Genomic DNA, 17,585 nt, shown 5'->3' on the forward strand with positions numbered 1-17,585 from the left:
CAAAAAGCTTTATACTCTTCGGAAAAACCCTGGAGTGATACATATTCTCGGGCACAAATCTTAGAGAGGTTTGATCCAAACTTTTTCAAAAAAAGTATGATCAAAAACCAGGTCTTTTAGAAATTTCAGACTCAAACTTTTTTTGAAAACGTTTGATCAAAGACGCAGGCTTTTTAGAACATCGAAGCAGAATCACTCACTTCTTTGAGCTTCCTGAGGTTCAAGGAGTGCATGTGCCCGGCTAATTATTTCTGTTCTTGCTTCATAATCCAGAAAGATTTGCTCTCCGAATTCAACATTGTGCACAATTCCTTCTTCATACAGCCATGAGAGGATTGACATCCCTTTTTCCGAATTAGGAAGGGAAAGAGAGCAAAAACACCAGGGAGGCAGATGTTTTATTATCTCGTCTTTTAGCGCAGCCATACCTGTGCCTTTTTTCGCAGAAACAAAGACCGGATTCGGGGCCATATAGCCTATATGATCCATAATGGCTTCAAGCTCGGATTCATTTACCAGATCGGCTTTATTAAGCACGGTAATAATAGGAACTCCCCGTATCCGGTCCCAGAGAGTATCGTGAGATGTCGAAAGTTTCTGAAGGATCGTTTCGGGTTTTTCGCTTGCATCCACTACCAGGAGTATAAGGTCCGAGAGAAAAATCTCGTCAAGGGTGGACTTGAAGGCATCGACCAGCCAGTGAGGAAGGTCTTCTATAAAACCCACGGTATCAGTCAAAAGAGCTTTTCGCCCCCCAAGGTCCAGAGCTCTGGTCATGGGCACAAGCGTTGTAAAAAGCATGTTCTTTGCCTCAACACTTTCATTTACAATTGCGTTGAAAAGCGTGCTTTTTCCGGCGTTTGTATATCCTGCAAGAGAAATCAAGGAAAAACCTTTCCTGTGCCTTAAGGTCCGCAGGGATTCGTCATCCTTTTCTGCAGATTCAAGCTCATTCTGAATTCTTGTTATCCTCTTCTTCAGGTCCTGTTCATAAGAGTCCTCGTAGTCTCCAAGCCCCATGAAGCCTGCCCTTTCCTCCTTTTTAAGGAGAGACACAACAGCTCTTGCCCTTGGCACCTCATATCTCAGTCTTGCCAGTTCGACCTGGAGTTTTGAACGGTGGGTAGTTGCTCTTTTTGCAAATATCTCAAGGATGAGCTGGAATTTATCGATAACCTGGCATCTGCAGATTTCCGAGATATTGAAGAGCTGGGTTGTAGAGAGCCTGTTATAGAAAATGACTTTCTCTGCACCCGCACTCCTAACAAGTTCGGCAAGTTCCTCTATTTTTCCCCGGCCAAGCTGGTATTTTGAATCAGGATTCCTGGTTTGCTTAAGCTCACCGACCGGCAGGTAACCTGCAGCCTTTGCAAGTTCTCGGAGTTCCTGTAAGAGGTATTCTTCACGTTCAGAGTCCGAATTGGGAATTGTTCTTTTAACGAGAATTACCCTGTTACCGTTGTCGGATCCGTTATTGGATTTCTGTTCAGTTGAAATTCTTACGCCTCGATTTCAAGTTCTTTTATCAGTAAATTGCGGGCGCTCAGGGATATATGGTGCACGAGTTCAATCGATTGTCTCTCGGCAATTGATTCCTGATATTTAAAAGCCCTGGAAAACATACTTTCGGTTACCCATTTGGGTTTATTATACATATCCCCCTTTTCTGCCACAATCGTACCCTCAAAGGAAAGCTGGTCAGCCGTGTCCTCGATTAGCTGTACGACGTCCAGCAGGCTGGGGGCTCTTTTTTGCCAGAGAGGAAGTATTTTGATCTGCTTGATTTTTTCAATATGGCTAGCCGAAACCGTAAGCGCTGCAGCCGCACATACCATATAATACCCTCCTTTAATCCTGTGCCTGCCAGAGATGTCTACTGCGATAATATCCCACATATGCTTCACCATCGGCTGAAAATCTGTTTTTTCATAAAATTCAGAACCGTTAAGATCAGGGAAACTCCTTCCGGTCAAGTCTGAACTAACACTCGAATAAACACTCGAATAAACACTCGAATATTTACATCTTTGTCCGGCTGATGTCAAGGTATTCGATTTCTTCTCCTTTCTCAACCGCAAAAAGCATTGTTTTCCTGACGCTGTTTGCGAGCCTGACAGCTCCGGACATAACCGGAAGCCTGAATTCAAAATCCGCAGGAATGGAATTTACAAGATATTCCGAGTGCGGAATTTTTTCTATTGACTCAACCTTTCGGTATACCCTGAAATTCGTCCCGAATTTAAAACCGGTTTTAACCACATGTCCCGAATCCCTGAGATTTTTATATGCGCTGTACTTTCTCAGGAAAGAGCTCTCAATCTCCGAGGCTTTCTCGACAAACTCGTCAAACGAAAACACTTTACCTTTCCTGTCCCGAACCGTTATTACGCCTCTTGAAAAGAGGTAAAGGGATTCTACAAGGGAAAGCTGAAGCCTTTCGGAGTCCAGCATTTTCCCGTAAAAACCCCTTTTATAGAGAGTTTCCGAAGCCTGAGCATCCCAGGCTATTACCCTGTCTTCCAGGAAAGTGGCATCGGCTTTGACAGCAGGATATAGCTCAGACATTTCTCCTTCAGGAGCTGCGGTTTTAACCTCATAGAAAGTAAGGTCACTTTCTTCATCCACCACAGCAAGGATAAACTGCTTATGCACGTTCTCTGCCGAGGTAACTGAGTCCTGAAGAAGTTTTACGGGAAGGAGCTGCCTTTCAGACTGGACATGAACAAAAATGTTTGCCGCACTTTTTCCTGGGTGGCTGCCTCTGGGATACACCCGGAAATCCGCAGCTGATGGCTGGACATAATATCCCCTTTCTTTAAGGTCCTTATAAACTATGTATTTCAGCTCAAAATTCGGCTGCCTCAAAGAAGCCTGTTCGAAAAAGGCTCTGAAATCTAGCAGTATGCCTTCGAGTTCGATTTCGAGCTTTCCTCTGGACAGGAGAAAAGCAGCTTCTACAAGAGAGAGTTCAAGCCCCTCGCCTTTAGGACGCCCGAAGTAACCATTTTTATAAAGTTCGGCTACCGCTTCCTTTCCGGCAAGGACCCGGTCTCCTTTAAGTTGTGTTTTCAATAGATTCACCTGAGAAGAAAATGAAATGAAAATAGTTGCCAATCTGACTTACTATGATCTGACTTTTTATAAGTTAGTTTGGTATAATCTAACCTATTATATTTTATTGCAATAAACTGATCTGCTATATTTTAGTTTATTGCGATTTGACATGTATAGTTTAATTTGTTATAATTCAGTTTTTATAATCTAATCTGTTATAAAGACTTGGTACCAAAATATAGTGATGAATGTAAAATTCAAAATCACTAGATTTTGGGACAGAGTCGTTTTAAGCCTGACTTCCGCTTTTTTTAAGCGCATAAATTCAATTTTTCCATAATTTCTTTTTGCTTTCTTGTGAGTTCTGTAACTATTACCTCTCCATTTTGCAGTTCTACTTTTCTGATCTTCTCAAGCTCTAAAAGTAAACTCTCTACTGTATAATCCTCAATAATTTTTGTTTCCTTCATCATACTCAGTAGCTTCATTCTAATAATTAGTCCGATAAAGCAGACAAAAATGAATCCCTTTGTTGTTGAATCTTTGTTTGTGTTTAGTGGAAGCGACTGAATATCATTTTTCATTACTTTGAATCCTTTCTCAACAATATCTCTTTCTCTGTAGTAAGTGAGACATTCTACCCAATCACGTTCTCCATAATAAAAAAGGAAAAACTTCCCCATTCTGTTTATTCTCTGCGATACTGCATTTTTCTTGATATTGATTTTGAAATGGTCATCTATCTTTTTCCACGAATAGAAACTTGCCATTTCCCTTGCTCTCTCTTTGAACACCTCTGCCGCATTTCTCCATCCTGGTATTGCTGTTTCTTCCAGTTTTTCCTTCATATCATAAAGACGGGAGTAAAATGTGCTTTTTTCTTCCATTTCTCTCTTTGGATCATAGAAACAGTATCCATTGATCTTGAATTCCTTTTCCTCAAGAGTCACTGGCTTTACAAATATTGGTTTTTTGTGAAACTTATGAAGATATTCCGGACTTTCGATGTCTTTTTGTACTGAACTCATAAGCTCTTTGACACTTTTAAGTGCCATTGTAGCTGGCATAATAAAAGGAATCTTTTCCCTTACTAATTCCTCAATGTTTCCCTTGCTGAAAAAGCCTCTATCCATTACCAGTGTATAGTTTTCCATTCCATGAGCTTCTATCTTTTTTAGAGTATTTTTAAGAGTTGTAACGTCTACAATACTTCCAGGATAGATGTCATACATCACCGGAATTCCTTTTTCCTTATCCACAATCATGGAGAGATTTATTTGAGGAAGATCGCAATTGTCTCTATTGTATCCGTATTCAAGAAGATTAATTAGTTGTGAGTAGCTCGATAAACTGGTAAGATCGTACATTAATGTGCGTTTTGTCCCAAGATTTCTAAACATTTTACCCATAAACATGGATGGAATGTCGCTATTACCTACTTTTGCAAGTAGATTACTGATGTTTTGACTTTTCAAGGGTAACTCAGGCCACTGGAGAGAAAGAACAGAATTCTCATACCAGGTTTTAAGGTTATACATAGCTGTAGGACGAATTACACGATTAAGTGCCATTGAAAGTATCATGTTTCTGTCTTTCTCATTGAACAGATCACCAAGATACTCTTCAATTTTGAGTTCTTCTACGATTTTTTGCAATGGAAGGAACTCACCATAGTTATAAGCATTTATAGGTTTGCTGGAAACGAAAGAAGTCTCATCTTGCACGATTTCATCGGAAGAGTTTAATGCGTCACGAACTCTAACAGGTTTACCGTTTATGTTTCTGCCAACATATTTGGATTTATGGCGAATTTGTTTCTTTTCCTTATCGTAATAAGGAATATCTTCGTACCAGTACTCAATTCCATTTATTTTCTTGATGCGGAGTGTGGACTTCATGTGCTTATTATATAAGCACATAAGAGTATATAAAAGTTTTGAATTGTTGTTTGGAAATGAATAAGTTCGCATGCATCTGCACACGAATTAATTGAGCAAAATAGGGATACAAGAATTATGCGCTTAAAATTTGGGAATTAAGGTTTAAGACTTGCTTTTAAAAATATCCAATCTCCTTTATCCTAGATTCGACAGATCGACATTTCATTTTCGATGAGTTTTACTGATGGCGATTTTGGAATGATGTTTCCTTATTGTGTGTAGTTATTAGGTTTACATATGATCTAAACATAATCTCTCATACTAAACTTTAATGGAAAAATGATTCAGTGTTTATATGTGTCGTGGGAGTTAAGCTACACGTTACCCAGTTTTAAATTTAATGTAAATTTATTAAATGTTCAAAAACGATATCATGAAAAATATTTAAATTCCTTATGTCGACCTGCCGAATCTAGGCTTTATGGTTACATATTAACTATTTAATATCATTTGGAAGTAACGGCTCCTCCATTTTTTAATTCTTTTAACTGTTCATTACTTAGATTATACACATTATCTATTTTCATTCCGTTACAAGTAATACCCATCTTAAATCTGCGTATTTCCCGATATTCATCAAACTCTGTGTCAACGTACCATATATGTATACTATCAACATTCCACATATCGTATTCATCATATTCTGCAAAAACTAGGTAGTTTTTTTCGCTAAAAATAACATATTTAATATGACTATCGAAATACGGATTATATCCTGCATCATTATTACAATAAGAAATACTATTAACTAAAAAAGATTTTACTTCTTTGGCATCATTCATAAAGATTAAATAATATCTCTGGTAATGCGATGAAGTGTTATGCCACGACTCAATATTATATTTATAATGGTATAATAATATTACATATTTATCCCAACTTCCCAAATAACATACATCTAATATGGAATAAATTTCGTCCTTTCCATCAGTACCCCCAATTACGTCTTCTCCATCTTCACCGTATCCTTCCAATATCCATGGAGATTCATGGACATAAGACGACCAATAGCGTAGATCATTCAACTCCATATTGCCAAGGGATAATCTTTTCAGCCAAACTTCATAATCTATCCATTTATGATCACTGTCTTTGTTCAAAAAATAATCTCGCAAATTAAAGTTGCATTGTCCATTACAGCAATTGTTAGCTAGTAATACATTGTTTTCATTATTATTTATTGATAAAATCGGCGAACCGATGGATACTTCATCTACTAACTTGAAGTTCTTATCTAGTATCGCAATATGATCATTAAATGATAGCAATATGTTATCTTTTTTAGAGAAACAACGTATCATGTTAATAGGATTATGCATATTAGTATCATGAACTATATTCCAGTTATTTTTAGAATCAAATGCTTTAATATTACCAGAGTGGTCAGTATACAATAACCACTCAGTATTTTTCATCCATACAATTATTTTGGGATTTTTCTCTACTTTGATAACATTACTTATTGTCCAACTATAAGTATCCCAAATTATTATTTTTTTATCTGCTCCACAGCTAATTAGCAGCCTATTATTAGGCCAACACAACGCTATGATACGGTCGGCATGTTCATATAATGATTGTAACCTGCTTCCTGTGCTCATATCACATATTATTATTTGACCGCCTAAACCACCGAGTGCAAAATATTTGCTATCTGGACTTAATACAAAACAATTGATTCCTAAATTATCGGTAAATATTGCCCCTTCCAGGTCTGTATAAGTAAAATCGGCATTTGTTAAATTACAATTAATTATTTCAGCATCTTTTAAGATGGAATTTTTAAATGATGTATGGATAAGATCACAATTTAATAGATAAGCCCCCGACAGCACTAGTGAAGAAAAATCTTTTTCAGAAAAATTTTCATTCATTAACCCTAAAATCGTGAGTGAATTTCCACCTAAAAAACCTATCTCGTCGAAGTTTTTATACTTTGTATTATGAATGATTGCATACAAAGCGTCTTTATCAGTAAGGAGATCTTTCATAAAATTTCCAATAGTTGGAGAAATTCTTCTTTTCCCAAAACTGCTACTATTTACTTTATTGCCTTTAATTTCATTTACAAATTTTTTTGCTATGAAAAATTCCATCAATGATTTATGAAAAAAGGTGTATTCGTCACTGGACGTCCTGTTTAAAAAGGAGCAAGTTCTAATTTTGCCATCCAAGTTATTTAAGTCGATATCATTATATGCATTTTTTGCATTTAGTTCTTTTATCAAATTAAATATTTGTTCAGAAGTCACTTTGCTGTTACCATCAATAAACATTCTTAACGCTAATTCTTCCATTATTTCATATACATCCGTGGAGCAGATGTCCCTCCATCCTTCCCTTATAATACACATTTTAACATATTCAACATAAAGTTTATCTATAGTAATCGTACTTTTTAATTCCTCTAACTTAGGTAAAGTTTGTGCTATTATACTTAAAAAAATAGGACGATGAGCTAAATCCCAAAGATTATATATGTGACTCATTCTTTCAAGCTGATTTTCGCTCTGGTTTCCAAAAAACTTTTTAAAATATTCATTAATGTCGGCGTCATTAAAAAGTTGTATATATACCATCTGTAAGTTAATGTTCTCTTTTAATCTTAACCCCGTATAGTTTTTACTTATGGGGTTAAGCACGTCTCTTTCTCTATTTTTCTCTTTAAAATAATGGGTTCTTGAAGTAATAATAAGTTTATTTTTTCCCAACGCTAACTTATCGATTTTATAAAAGTTTTTATATGCAGTTGATTCTCGCATATCTACCGACATTTCGTCAAAGCCATCAAGAATAAATAGTAGTCGCCCATCTTGATATAACATATTAAAGTAACTGTAATCTATAGTGGTTCCAAAAGGTGCATGAGATTTTAGCTGCTTGTTGAAGAAATCATTAATGCAACTTTCATCATCCATGTCCCTTAGATATAGTAAAATCGGTACATAGCTGTTTATAACACCTTGAAGATATTTTTCAGCAAGGTCTAGAGTTAATTTTTGACAATATAACGTTTTACCTGTACCATAATCACCTAATATGGCAAGAACTTGTGAACTTTTATCCTTTATCCATCTGCCAACATATTTATCAACATATTTTACTTCTTTATAACTTTCATCAAAGCATCTAATTTTTATATAATAATTTAACTCTCTAATAGAGTTAAGATCACTGATTATCTCATTTAAGTAGATTTTTAGTTCGTTATTTATTTTATAATTCTTTGATTTCAATTGCTCAAACTCGTCTGATTGGTCTACAAAATGACCCTCGAGACTAGGATCAATCTTTAAGAAATGACAAGATTGGGAAGATTTTTGTATTTGCTTATTATATTTTTGATTTAATAATTTAAATTCCTTATCGAATTCTTCTAATTTATCCTGTGAATCCTGCATTTTTTTAATAATTTTTAACAACATCTCAACAATAGTTTTAGAACGATATTTAGATTGAGCTTCATGTGCAGCTAAGTCACCTTCCTCGTTAATCATTATGTCCAAGGATCGCTCACAGCATTTAGTAAGTACATGAAAAAGTTGTGGGGCAGCAGCTGAGATTCCAACTTTATCATAAAAATATTGGCTACATAATAAACAGAAATCTTTTCTGACAATTTCTAAACTCTCTCTATTTTTGTCATCTATATCATAGAATGAGTAAATTCTTACAATTATTTTTTCAACGTTACCACTCTCAAATTTTAAAAAAGTATAAAAGTCTTCAGGGTTTAGAAAATTATATAAATCTTTGAATTCTTCTTCTACAACAACTTTAATTTTTTTATTAACTAGTAATCGTTCTTGAATCTCTTCTTTGCTAAATGCATAATCTTGAACTTTATCTCCAGTAAAAGCAATTAATGAGCATAATCCATTAGTCAGCAATCCTACAATTATAGAAATAATGTTAGGGTCCATCTGAGATCACTTGAGATAACTGTTCTGGATCAAATAATAAGATAGTAAATTCTCTGAAATTCAGGTACATGTTGACCTTAATGACGGTACTTTATCTCATAGGAATTACATACTCGAAGTATAAAAAGTACAGTGACCATTAAATGCGATTGTTTTTTGGTTCAAATGTACGAGTCATCACAATTGTAGGATCAAGTTTAATTTTAAGACCCTCTCTTAAACCTGCAATCTGGAGTGTTTCATGCGGGATAATCGTCTATAAGCGCATCTTCGTTTGAAGATCTGCATACTTTATAAAAGCATATACACATATTACGGAATAAGCCTTCACATATCACGGAAGAACCCTCGACTCTCTGAAATTTCTTGCAGCTTCTACAAGTGAGCTTGCAAGCTCCCTGTAAGCAACTCCGTGCAGGTGGGCATACGAGCCCAGGGTATTTCCAGAAATAAGCCCGTCCATGTCGTTCTTTATGCCTGTGCCTCTTGACAGAGTTATTGCAAATTCAGCATCTTCAGGAATTTCCCATATTTCAGAATGGTGGAATTCGTGTCCCTTGAAGCTGTTGCCTTTTTTCCCTAGAAGGCAGTCCTGATTAAGGGTTCCTATATTGTAGCTGACCACTCTTGTCTGTCCCATTATAGTATGCCCTGGCAGGGCCCCAACCATTGAGTATGTAGATTCCGGCATTGATGCATCGTGATAGGTGCCTTTTCCGGGGACGCCTGTGCTTATTTTTTCCGTGAGGTACATAAGCCCTCCGCACTCAGCATAAATAGGCATACCTGCAGCAGACGCCTTTTTAATATCCTGGCGCATGGACTCGTTAGCTTCAAGTTCGGCTGCAAAGAGTTCGGGATAACCTCCCCCTATATAGAGCCCGTCAACCTCGGGAAGTGAGTGGTCTTTAACAGGGCTAAAGTAAACGATTTCTGCGCCTGCAAGATTCAGGAGATCTATGTTATCGCGATAGTAGAAGTTAAAAGCCTCATCAAGGGCGACCCCTATCTTTGGCCTGGTTGCTCCGGGATCGGAGACAGAAGTAAAAACACTATTATCAGGGGTTTTCAGGGGTTTTGCGCTTTTTGCGATTTCCATAAAGCGGTCTACGTCAATTCCTTTATTGATAATTTCTTCAATGCCGTGAAGGCGGGCTTCAAAGCCTCCGTCCCCAAGCCGTCTTCGGCCTTCGAGAGCTGGCATAAGCCCTAAATGGCGCATGGAAATCTGCATTGCGGGGTCTCTTGGAACAATTCCTATAACCGGAACGCCTGTATAGTGTTCGATTGCCTCTTTTGCTTTTTCGGCATGGCGGCGGCTTCCTATGTTATTAAGGATAACTCCTGCAATTTCCACATCAGGGTCGAAGTTCCTGTATCCGTTGATAAGAGCAGCACTCGAACGGGTAATGCTCCGGGCATTGATTACGAAGATCACAGGACAGTTAAGGATCTTTGCGATCTGAGCAGTGCTTCCAAGGTCGCTTAAGCTGTCAAAACCTTCGTAAAGACCGCGAACCCCTTCAATAATTGCAATATCAGCTTTCTCACCGGCATCACAGGCATGGGTATAGACATCCAGAATCCCATTCTCATCCATAAGGTAGCCGTCAAGGTTTCGGCAGAACCTGCCAGTTATTTCAGTATGATAACTCGGGTCGATATAGTCCAGAGCGACCTTAAAAGGCTGGACTTTGTATCCCCTTGAAACGAGAGCAGCCATCAGGCCCATGGAGATTGTAGTCTTGCCTGAAGAAGAACGGTCTGCGGAAATGAGAATCCTGGGAATATTCCCTGCTGTGGATTGCTTGCCATTAAGCATTTTTGATACCCCTGATGTGTTTATTCACCCTGATGTGTTTACTCAACTTATTTCCACTCTAATTCATTTTGTCAATTCCCTCAACCGCTCGTCACTCAGGGAATCGACTGTAACTCTGTTTTCGTTTTCAAGGATTGCTTTCCCAAGCTCGCGATAGATCTGAGCAATATCGGATTCAGGTGCCTTTTCCATTACAGAGTAACCTTCCCTTTCACAGTCCTGGACTACCTGCCTCTTAGGGATAAAAGCCATAAGCTGGCTGCCGATCTCCTCAGAAAACTTTGAAACGATTTCCTTTTCCCTGCTCACGTTTCTTGAATTACAGATTACCCCGCTAAGCGGCATTCCTATCTTCGATAAGCCTTTGCAGATATTATTTGCTGCATAAAGGGGCATGTACTCTCCTGAGGTCAGTACATAAATCTCATTTACGAACCCTTTCCTGACAGGGGCAACAAACCCTCCGCAGACAATGTCTCCTGGTACATCGTAAATGATCAAATCCTGCTCTTTTAAGAGATTTCCTGAGACGCTTTTCAATTTCTGGATGGCAACAATGATTCCTCTACCTGCACACCCTATGCCTGGTTCCGGGCCGCCTGCTTCTACGCATTTGACGCCTGCATACCCTTCAAAGACCACATCTTCTTTCTTTATGTCCACACCCTCGCGCAGGAGGTCGAGAATCGTTGGAATTCTCCTGCCTCTTAGAAGGGTGATTGATGAGTCACTTTTAGGATCGCAGCCTATAATCATAACCTTCTTTCCTGCCTCGGCGCAGGCAGCGGCAATGTTTGAGGCCGTACTTGATTTTCCTATGCCGCCTTTTCCGTAGATCGCTATGATCTTCTGGTTTTTCAAAGGATCTTCCTCCTGATTTTATCCTGGATCTTCCTATTCAGGCTTCCTTTGCAACTTCCCTTAAGGTAGCCCCAAACTCTGACTCCACAATTTCACTGACTCCCAGCGTTTTCGGGTGGAGGTCAATTTCAACCAGCACATACTCATGCCCCATCTCTTTTAAGGGCAGGACCTGTCTAGGGCCGTTAGTAATTGAAATAAGCTCCATGTCCTTTATGTGTTCCATAGGGATTGCGTGCGGGACACCTGTAATGATCGCAAAATCAAAGTCACTATATTTTTCCTTTATTAATTCGCTGACCTTTTCGCCTGCAACCGGGTACTCGTCCATGCCGCCAATGATCTCATGCACCTCAATTCCATGTGCTGTGAAGTCTCTCATTATGTACTCGGCATGCTGCCTTACTCTGGGAAGCCCGAGCTCTGGATCGATATTTGCCATATTGATAAGGTTTTCTTTTTTCCCGAGAGTTGCTGCAACCTCATTGACTGCAAGGGTAATGTCTGCAAACATGTAGCCGGTTTCTTTTTTGGCATTCATGATGACAAGGCCCTTCTTTCCTTCCTTGAGGAGTTGAATTACACGCTGCGCGGCTTTGTATTTAACATCCCCGCGGGAGGGAGCAAGGTATTCCCTGCTCGCAGCCCCAAACCGTTTTTCCACTTCGGTCGCTTTTTCAAGGAGATATTTCTGACGCTCGAACTCTTTGTGATCAATAATCCCTACATCGAGTGCGGATTCCAGGGCAAAGAGTACTCCTTTTGTGTTATTGTGATAACCTGCATGCACCTCAACTTCGATTACAGGGACATCAGGATTTGCCTCTAGCACGGCGTCATGCATTTCTTCTCCTATAATCATGCTGGGGCAGGTTCCTACAATACCTATAAGTTTCGGATTGAAAAGTTCCACTGACTTGTTGATAAGCTGGACAAGTTTGTCATGCCCTCCGAAAACGAAATTGTTCTCGTCAAGGCCTGTGGTAACCACATGTATACCGTCTTCTTCGAGCAGCCTTGCGTGTTTAAAGGAACATCCGGGAGGCCCATGCAGGATAGCAACATCAACATTTAAGTCTCTCAGAGTGTAAAGAGCCGCAACTATGGAACTTGGGCGGGGATGAATGATTGAAATCTCTTTTTCAGCCATGGCGAATCCTCTTGCTTAGATAATAGGGATATTGATGAAAATGATAGAACGCATTTCCCTGAAAATTTCTGTATCCTCAGGATATGAACTACCACCTGTACCAAAATGGGATTGGGAAACACGATCAGTTGAAATTAATGCGAGTAATGGAAACGAATACAGATTGGAAGAGCCTGTATAAAACTCTATCATAAAAATTTCGGCAAACATCTGAAGTCTTATTCTGGCCTGTATCCAGAATCGGCTTTTAACGGAAGCTTTAACGAGCTTTAACGGAAGCATTTCACTGAAGAGAGTATTATATCATCGCCTCCTGCAAATTCCGAGGCTTTTGAAAGACCTTCCGGAAGACTCCTTGCATAAGAAATATTTTTCCCATTTACTGTCTTCATCCGTTCTCCTACCAGGATAATCTGCTTACACTTTGTACCGAACTTTTCTACAAAGCCCTGCACGAGTTCAGGAGGCAGCCCTTCACAGACCTGAGAGGCTTCTTCTCCCAACACAAGGATGATGCCTTTCTTTTTTTCGTCCTTTCTCTTAAGGAGGGCATAATCAAGGGCTTTTTCGGCTGAGAGAATATCCATGCCTGAATTGGAATTGTCTATTAGGGAAATACCATTCATTTCTTTTTCCTGCATCCTGCCTGAAAGCCCTCTGAATCCTTCAATTACCGAAATAATAGCTTCAGGTTCAATTCCAAGTTCGAGGGCTGCTGCCGACGCTGCGACAAAGGCAGTTCTGTAAGCTGAAATATTATATCCTGGACGCAGGGAAGCTGACAAAATTTCCTTTCCCCTGTGCATGAATCGAATGCCATAGCTTGAAAATGTAGGCGAAGCCTGTAGCTCGGTTGAGCCTGCTGGCATTGATGAACTTGATAGACCAGTTGACCTTGATGAATCTAATAGGCCGATTGATGAACTTGATAGCCCGGTTGGCCTTGATGAGCTTGATAGATCGTCTGGTCCTGGTAAGTCTGAAGGCATTACTAACTCTGGGGGTACTGATAGGGCTGAAGTCCCGGACCCGGTTTCTAGCACAAAATCGGCTGTTTGGTCTGAAATTCCGGAAAGCTGGCCACTGAAAGGGTCTTTGAAGGTTAATACTTTTACTTTGTCTGTTTTTGCAGCTTTAAGGGCTTTTTTGGCCCCGACATTGATTAGAAGGATACTCCCGGCTTTTGCGAGCTTTACAAGCTGGAGTTTTGCCTCGCTTGCAAGGGCTGTATTGTTTGCAATTCCGTAGTCCGGAGAAAGGGTTGTAAGAATCCCCAGGTCAGCAGTGCCTGTGCCTCCTATTGAGATTTCAAAGATAAAAAAATCCGGCCTGAGTCCGGCTTCAAAAACTTTCTCAACTGCAACCAGAATGCTTCCTGGAGTTATGCTCAGACCCCTGTAAATAAGAGAAGAAATACCTGCTTTCCAGTATTCGAGCCCCCGTGAAGTGTGCAGCACTACTTCAAAATGCCTGGAGAGCATATCGGCCAGGAGGGAGGAGGCACTTGTTTTTGCTTTTACGCCGGTAACCTCAACCGTTTTTATGCCTGAAAGCCTTGAATCGTTTTTAAGTATTTCTCCGACAATTTCGTGGTGCGAAAGGATGTCTTTTTTCTGCGCCCTGGCTTCTACAAGCATCGGATAGGCAGGATCAAGATGCACAGGCGCTACAATGATGTCGAATCCTGAGGCAGGAAGAGGATTTTTTGAGCAGTGTATCCCGTACTTCTCCTCAAGTTCAAGCAGCGTTTCAGGCTTGACTGTCCCGTATACGTCTATTCCGCTTACTTCATTTCCAGCGGCTGCAAGGCTTTTTACGATAGGAATGCCGCCGTGGGTCAGGTCGAGCACGGCGAACTTCTTTCGGTACAGGTCCATGATAAAACCGGACCCCAGGTGTGAATTTAAAGGGCTTCCTGAACCCTTTTGAACACAAGGTCTGCGATAAGCTCATCGGCCCCTAGAGGGTTTGCATAGCATAAAGGAATGGTTTTTCCGTCAATTTCCAGGATACCGCAGCCATTTTTGTCCAGGCTCAGTATCTCCGGGATGTCCTTTGTGATATGAACTCCAGATGCCAGGAAAACCGGTACTGCTGCAATTTTTGTCACGCCGGTACCTGAAAAGCCTTCAATTGCCTCTTCAAGGGTTGGCTCACTGTTTTCCATAAAGCCGGCTCTTACAACAACATCAGAGTGTTTACGTGCAATATAGTCTGCGATCTTAGTGACTACTTCTTTATTGTAAGGCAGCTTGCTCCCGTGGCCTATGGCCAGAATTCCGAGTTTTTCTGTCATATTAAAAACCTCAATATCTATCTGTTCAGGCTTAACACAATTGTTTGAATTTGTAATAATGAAGAGTTTAACATAGTTAGGATTTATATGATATAATCCTTTTGAAAAAGAAACAGCGGGAGAAAGTTTTGAGAGATCTGGACGTAACCTACTATTATTATACAATTATAATGTGGATGTATGTATTTATCGTATTGATTTAAGTTTTTTCAATTTTGATATGCATCATTTGCCTGGGGCTAAGGTTGTTATTTCAGTCGAATTCCTGTAGCTGCTTTGGATATATTCTCGCCAGCGCAACTTTGGTTTCTTACAATTAAATCTAATTTTATTATTTAGTATTAAATCGTAATAGCTTTATGTTATTGATATTTATATGTTTTAACATTTAAAATTTTGATTTTATTTGGGTAGATAATATGACGGACAACACTTACAGTCATACTGGAAGCTTTTGGAGCAGCATCCGTAACCTGGCAACTCGTTATCAGGAGTTTTTACTTGACCCCGGAACATTATTTACTGTGGCAAGCGGGGTTTTGCTTATAATAGCAATAGCTGTTTATCCGCAAAATATGCTTGGTAAGACAGGCGAAGGCAACTGGTTATATTTATTATCTGCATTGGTCGGATCATCATTCATATGGTGGTCTGCCTACCAGGGGATTAAAGAAAGGGATTTTACTGCTGATATCCCGGTTACTATCGCAACAATTGCTGCTATTGCTTTCGGGCAGTATTCAGCCGCTGCAGTCGTAGCCGTACTTTTGCTTCTGGGGGGTATGCTGGAGGAGCTTGTCTCTGCAAGAGCAGGAAAGGCACTAGAATCTCTGGCAAAACTATTGCCTGATAGAGTCACAGTCAGGCGTGATGGACACGATATTGTAGTGTCTCTTGAGGAAATTAAGGTAGGTGACACGATCCTGGTCAAGTCTGGAGAACGTATTGCTGTTGACGGAACTGTTCTTTCAGGCACTGCTTCAGTAAATCAGGCTGCTATTACCGGAGAGAGTCTGCCAGTTGATAAACAGGAAGGAGATAACGTTTTCGCAGGCACTCTTAATGAAGCAGGTGCAATGGAAATATTAGCCGCAAAAGTTGGAAATGAGACGACCCTCGGACAAATACATCGTTTGATCGATGAAGCGCAGACTCAGAAGCCAAAAGTAGAGCGACTTTTGAACCAGTACGCGAAGGTTTACACGCCTACTGCAATTATCTTAGGCGTTTTGCTCTGGTGGTGGAGTGGGGATATAACACGAGCAATAACTATGCTAATTGTATTTTGTCCATGCGTGATGGTACTCGCTACGCCTACAGCACTGGTGGCTTCAGTTGGTAATGCGGCGTTAAAAGGCAATCTCATTAAAAAAGGAGCTACGATAGAATCTATGGCCAGGATAGATACCGTTATTTTTGATAAGACAGGGACACTTACTCACGGTAAACCAAAACTTGCCAGCATCATAGCATTGAACAAAAATAAAGCTGAAGACTTATTGTTATTGGCTGCAATCGCAGAGAAGTTCAGTGAGCATCCGCTTGGAAAAGCTGTTGTCAAAGCTGCGGAAGAGAAGGGGTTATTAATCCCGGACCCAGAATCATTTGAATCCTTATCAGGAACAGGCATAAAGGTTAAAGCCAAAGGGAAAAACATCTTTGTAGGCCGTCTGAAACAAGCATCCGAATTTTATATATTAATCTCTCATGAAGCTGAAGAAAGCATTGAAAAACAATCTCAATTGGGACGTAATGTAGTCATGATAGGCATTGATAACGAGATCGCAGGATTGCTAACATTTGAGGATAGAATCAGGCCGGAGTCAAAAAAGTCTATAGAGAACCTTCATAGACTCGAAATAAAGACAATAATGATCACAGGTGACAGCAAAGTAGTTGCAGAACAGGCAGCTAAAACCCTTGGTATAAATGAAATATATGCCGAAGTAATGCCCCAGGAAAAAGTCGAAATTGTGAAACGTCTACAGCTTGAAGGTCATAAAATCATCTTCGTAGGCGACGGTGTTAATGATGGTCCGGCACTTGTCACGGCTGATGTAGGAATAGCTATGGGACTTACAGGAACAGATGTGGCAATAGAGACAGCAGAAGTTGGACTATTATCCGATGACCTTTTAAAAATTCCGTACCTTATAAGCGTATCCAAGAAGGCAATAAGCACTATTTGGCAAAATGTTGTATTCTCGCTTAGCGTTCTCTCAATGGCAGTTATATTGACTATACCGGGCATACTTACACCCGTAACAGGAGCATTACTACACGAACTCTCGTCAATTCCGGTAATAATGAACTCAGCAAGATTAATTACGTACAGTCCCAAAGACTGAGAATAAACAAAAATTCTCTCAGGGCTATTTCTTCCTTGCATTAGTAGATCATTGCATTAGTAGATGTTGATATTTATCTTTGAATACTTTTGCTTGGTTACTCTATTTCCTGAGTTTACCTGTATATTTGCTTGGTTACTCTATTTCCTGAGTTTACCTGTATATTTGCTTGGTTACTCTATTTCCTGAAT

At 39.7% G+C, this 17,585-nt stretch carries 12 protein-coding genes; 2 read left to right on the plus strand and 10 right to left on the minus strand.

What is annotated here, in order from left to right:
- Positions 1 to 192: 192 nt before the first annotated feature.
- The 8 genes from hflX to cfbD all read right to left on the minus strand — a co-directional run bounded on the left by hflX (position 193) and on the right by cfbD (position 12,750).
- On the minus strand, positions 193 to 1,497 hold the full coding sequence (hflX, locus tag MSVAZ_RS16135) for a GTPase HflX (RefSeq protein ID WP_048122622.1): 1,305 nt from the start codon (positions 1,495 to 1,497) through the stop codon (positions 193 to 195).
- A gap of 2 nt (positions 1,498 to 1,499) precedes the next feature.
- The gene (locus tag MSVAZ_RS16140) at positions 1,500 to 1,895 is read right to left on the minus strand and encodes a DUF2209 domain-containing protein (protein ID WP_048124232.1); all 396 of its coding nucleotides are present in this window, start codon (positions 1,893 to 1,895) and stop codon (positions 1,500 to 1,502) included.
- A 124-nt stretch (positions 1,896 to 2,019) separates the two neighbouring features.
- Positions 2,020 to 3,072, minus strand: a complete 1,053-nt coding sequence (gene endA, locus MSVAZ_RS16145) for a tRNA-intron lyase (protein WP_048122624.1) — start codon at positions 3,070 to 3,072, stop codon at positions 2,020 to 2,022.
- A 293-nt stretch (positions 3,073 to 3,365) separates the two neighbouring features.
- Entirely contained in the window at positions 3,366 to 4,952 is a 1,587-nt protein-coding gene (locus MSVAZ_RS16150) for an IS1634 family transposase (protein ID WP_048124234.1), read from the minus strand.
- Positions 4,953 to 5,440: 488 nt separating this feature from the next.
- Complete coding sequence (locus MSVAZ_RS16155) at positions 5,441 to 8,917, minus strand: NACHT domain-containing protein (protein WP_048122626.1); 3,477 nt, start codon at positions 8,915 to 8,917, stop codon at positions 5,441 to 5,443.
- 334 nt (positions 8,918 to 9,251) lie between these two features.
- On the minus strand, positions 9,252 to 10,739 hold the full coding sequence (gene cfbB, locus MSVAZ_RS16160) for a Ni-sirohydrochlorin a,c-diamide synthase (RefSeq protein WP_048122627.1): 1,488 nt from the start codon (positions 10,737 to 10,739) through the stop codon (positions 9,252 to 9,254).
- 63 nt (positions 10,740 to 10,802) lie between these two features.
- Positions 10,803 to 11,600, minus strand: a complete 798-nt coding sequence (gene cfbC, locus MSVAZ_RS16165; RefSeq protein WP_048122629.1) for a Ni-sirohydrochlorin a,c-diamide reductive cyclase ATP-dependent reductase subunit — start codon at positions 11,598 to 11,600, stop codon at positions 10,803 to 10,805.
- A gap of 37 nt (positions 11,601 to 11,637) precedes the next feature.
- A complete protein-coding gene (cfbD, locus tag MSVAZ_RS16170) occupies positions 11,638 to 12,750 on the minus strand; it encodes a Ni-sirohydrochlorin a,c-diamide reductive cyclase catalytic subunit (protein ID WP_048122631.1) in 1,113 nt (370 codons plus the stop codon).
- Between the two features lie 34 nt (positions 12,751 to 12,784).
- On the opposite strand from cfbD, the gene MSVAZ_RS20620 reads away from it, so the two are divergent.
- Positions 12,785 to 12,931, plus strand: a complete 147-nt coding sequence (locus tag MSVAZ_RS20620) for a hypothetical protein (RefSeq protein ID WP_156151122.1) — start codon at positions 12,785 to 12,787, stop codon at positions 12,929 to 12,931.
- An 88-nt stretch (positions 12,932 to 13,019) separates the two neighbouring features.
- Here MSVAZ_RS20620 and cfbE read toward each other — a convergent pair whose 3' ends face one another.
- Entirely contained in the window at positions 13,020 to 14,627 is a 1,608-nt protein-coding gene (cfbE, locus tag MSVAZ_RS16180; protein WP_048122635.1) for a coenzyme F430 synthase, read from the minus strand.
- Between the two features lie 26 nt (positions 14,628 to 14,653).
- Positions 14,654 to 15,046 (minus strand): sirohydrochlorin nickelochelatase, encoded by a 393-nt coding sequence (gene cfbA / locus MSVAZ_RS16185; RefSeq protein WP_048122637.1) that lies wholly within the window; start codon positions 15,044 to 15,046, stop codon positions 14,654 to 14,656.
- 419 nt (positions 15,047 to 15,465) lie between these two features.
- On the opposite strand from cfbA, the gene MSVAZ_RS16190 reads away from it, so the two are divergent.
- Entirely contained in the window at positions 15,466 to 17,394 is a 1,929-nt protein-coding gene (locus MSVAZ_RS16190) for a heavy metal translocating P-type ATPase (RefSeq protein WP_048122639.1), read from the plus strand.
- The last annotated feature ends 191 nt before the right edge of the window (positions 17,395 to 17,585 follow it).

It is taken from the genome of Methanosarcina vacuolata Z-761 (assembly GCF_000969905.1).
Classification (GTDB): domain Archaea; phylum Halobacteriota; class Methanosarcinia; order Methanosarcinales; family Methanosarcinaceae; genus Methanosarcina; species Methanosarcina vacuolata.

Excerpts from the sequence above, each read along its gene's own strand:
- cfbB (WP_048122627.1), bottom strand. The coding sequence starts at position 10,739 with ATGCTTAATGGCAAGCAATCCACAGCAGGGAATATTCCCAGGATTCTC.
- cfbE (WP_048122635.1), bottom strand. The coding sequence starts at position 14,627 with ATGGACCTGTACCGAAAGAAGTTCGCCGTGCTCGACCTGACCCACGGC.
- cfbD (WP_048122631.1), bottom strand. The coding sequence starts at position 12,750 with ATGGCTGAAAAAGAGATTTCAATCATTCATCCCCGCCCAAGTTCCATA.
- MSVAZ_RS16155 (WP_048122626.1), bottom strand. The coding sequence starts at position 8,917 with ATGGACCCTAACATTATTTCTATAATTGTAGGATTGCTGACTAATGGA.
- MSVAZ_RS16150 (WP_048124234.1), bottom strand. The coding sequence starts at position 4,952 with ATGAAGTCCACACTCCGCATCAAGAAAATAAATGGAATTGAGTACTGG.
- cfbA (WP_048122637.1), bottom strand. The coding sequence starts at position 15,046 with ATGACAGAAAAACTCGGAATTCTGGCCATAGGCCACGGGAGCAAGCTG.
- MSVAZ_RS16140 (WP_048124232.1), bottom strand. The coding sequence starts at position 1,895 with ATGTGGGATATTATCGCAGTAGACATCTCTGGCAGGCACAGGATTAAA.
- MSVAZ_RS20620 (WP_156151122.1), top strand. The coding sequence starts at position 12,785 with ATGAAAATGATAGAACGCATTTCCCTGAAAATTTCTGTATCCTCAGGA.
- MSVAZ_RS16190 (WP_048122639.1), top strand. The coding sequence starts at position 15,466 with ATGACGGACAACACTTACAGTCATACTGGAAGCTTTTGGAGCAGCATC.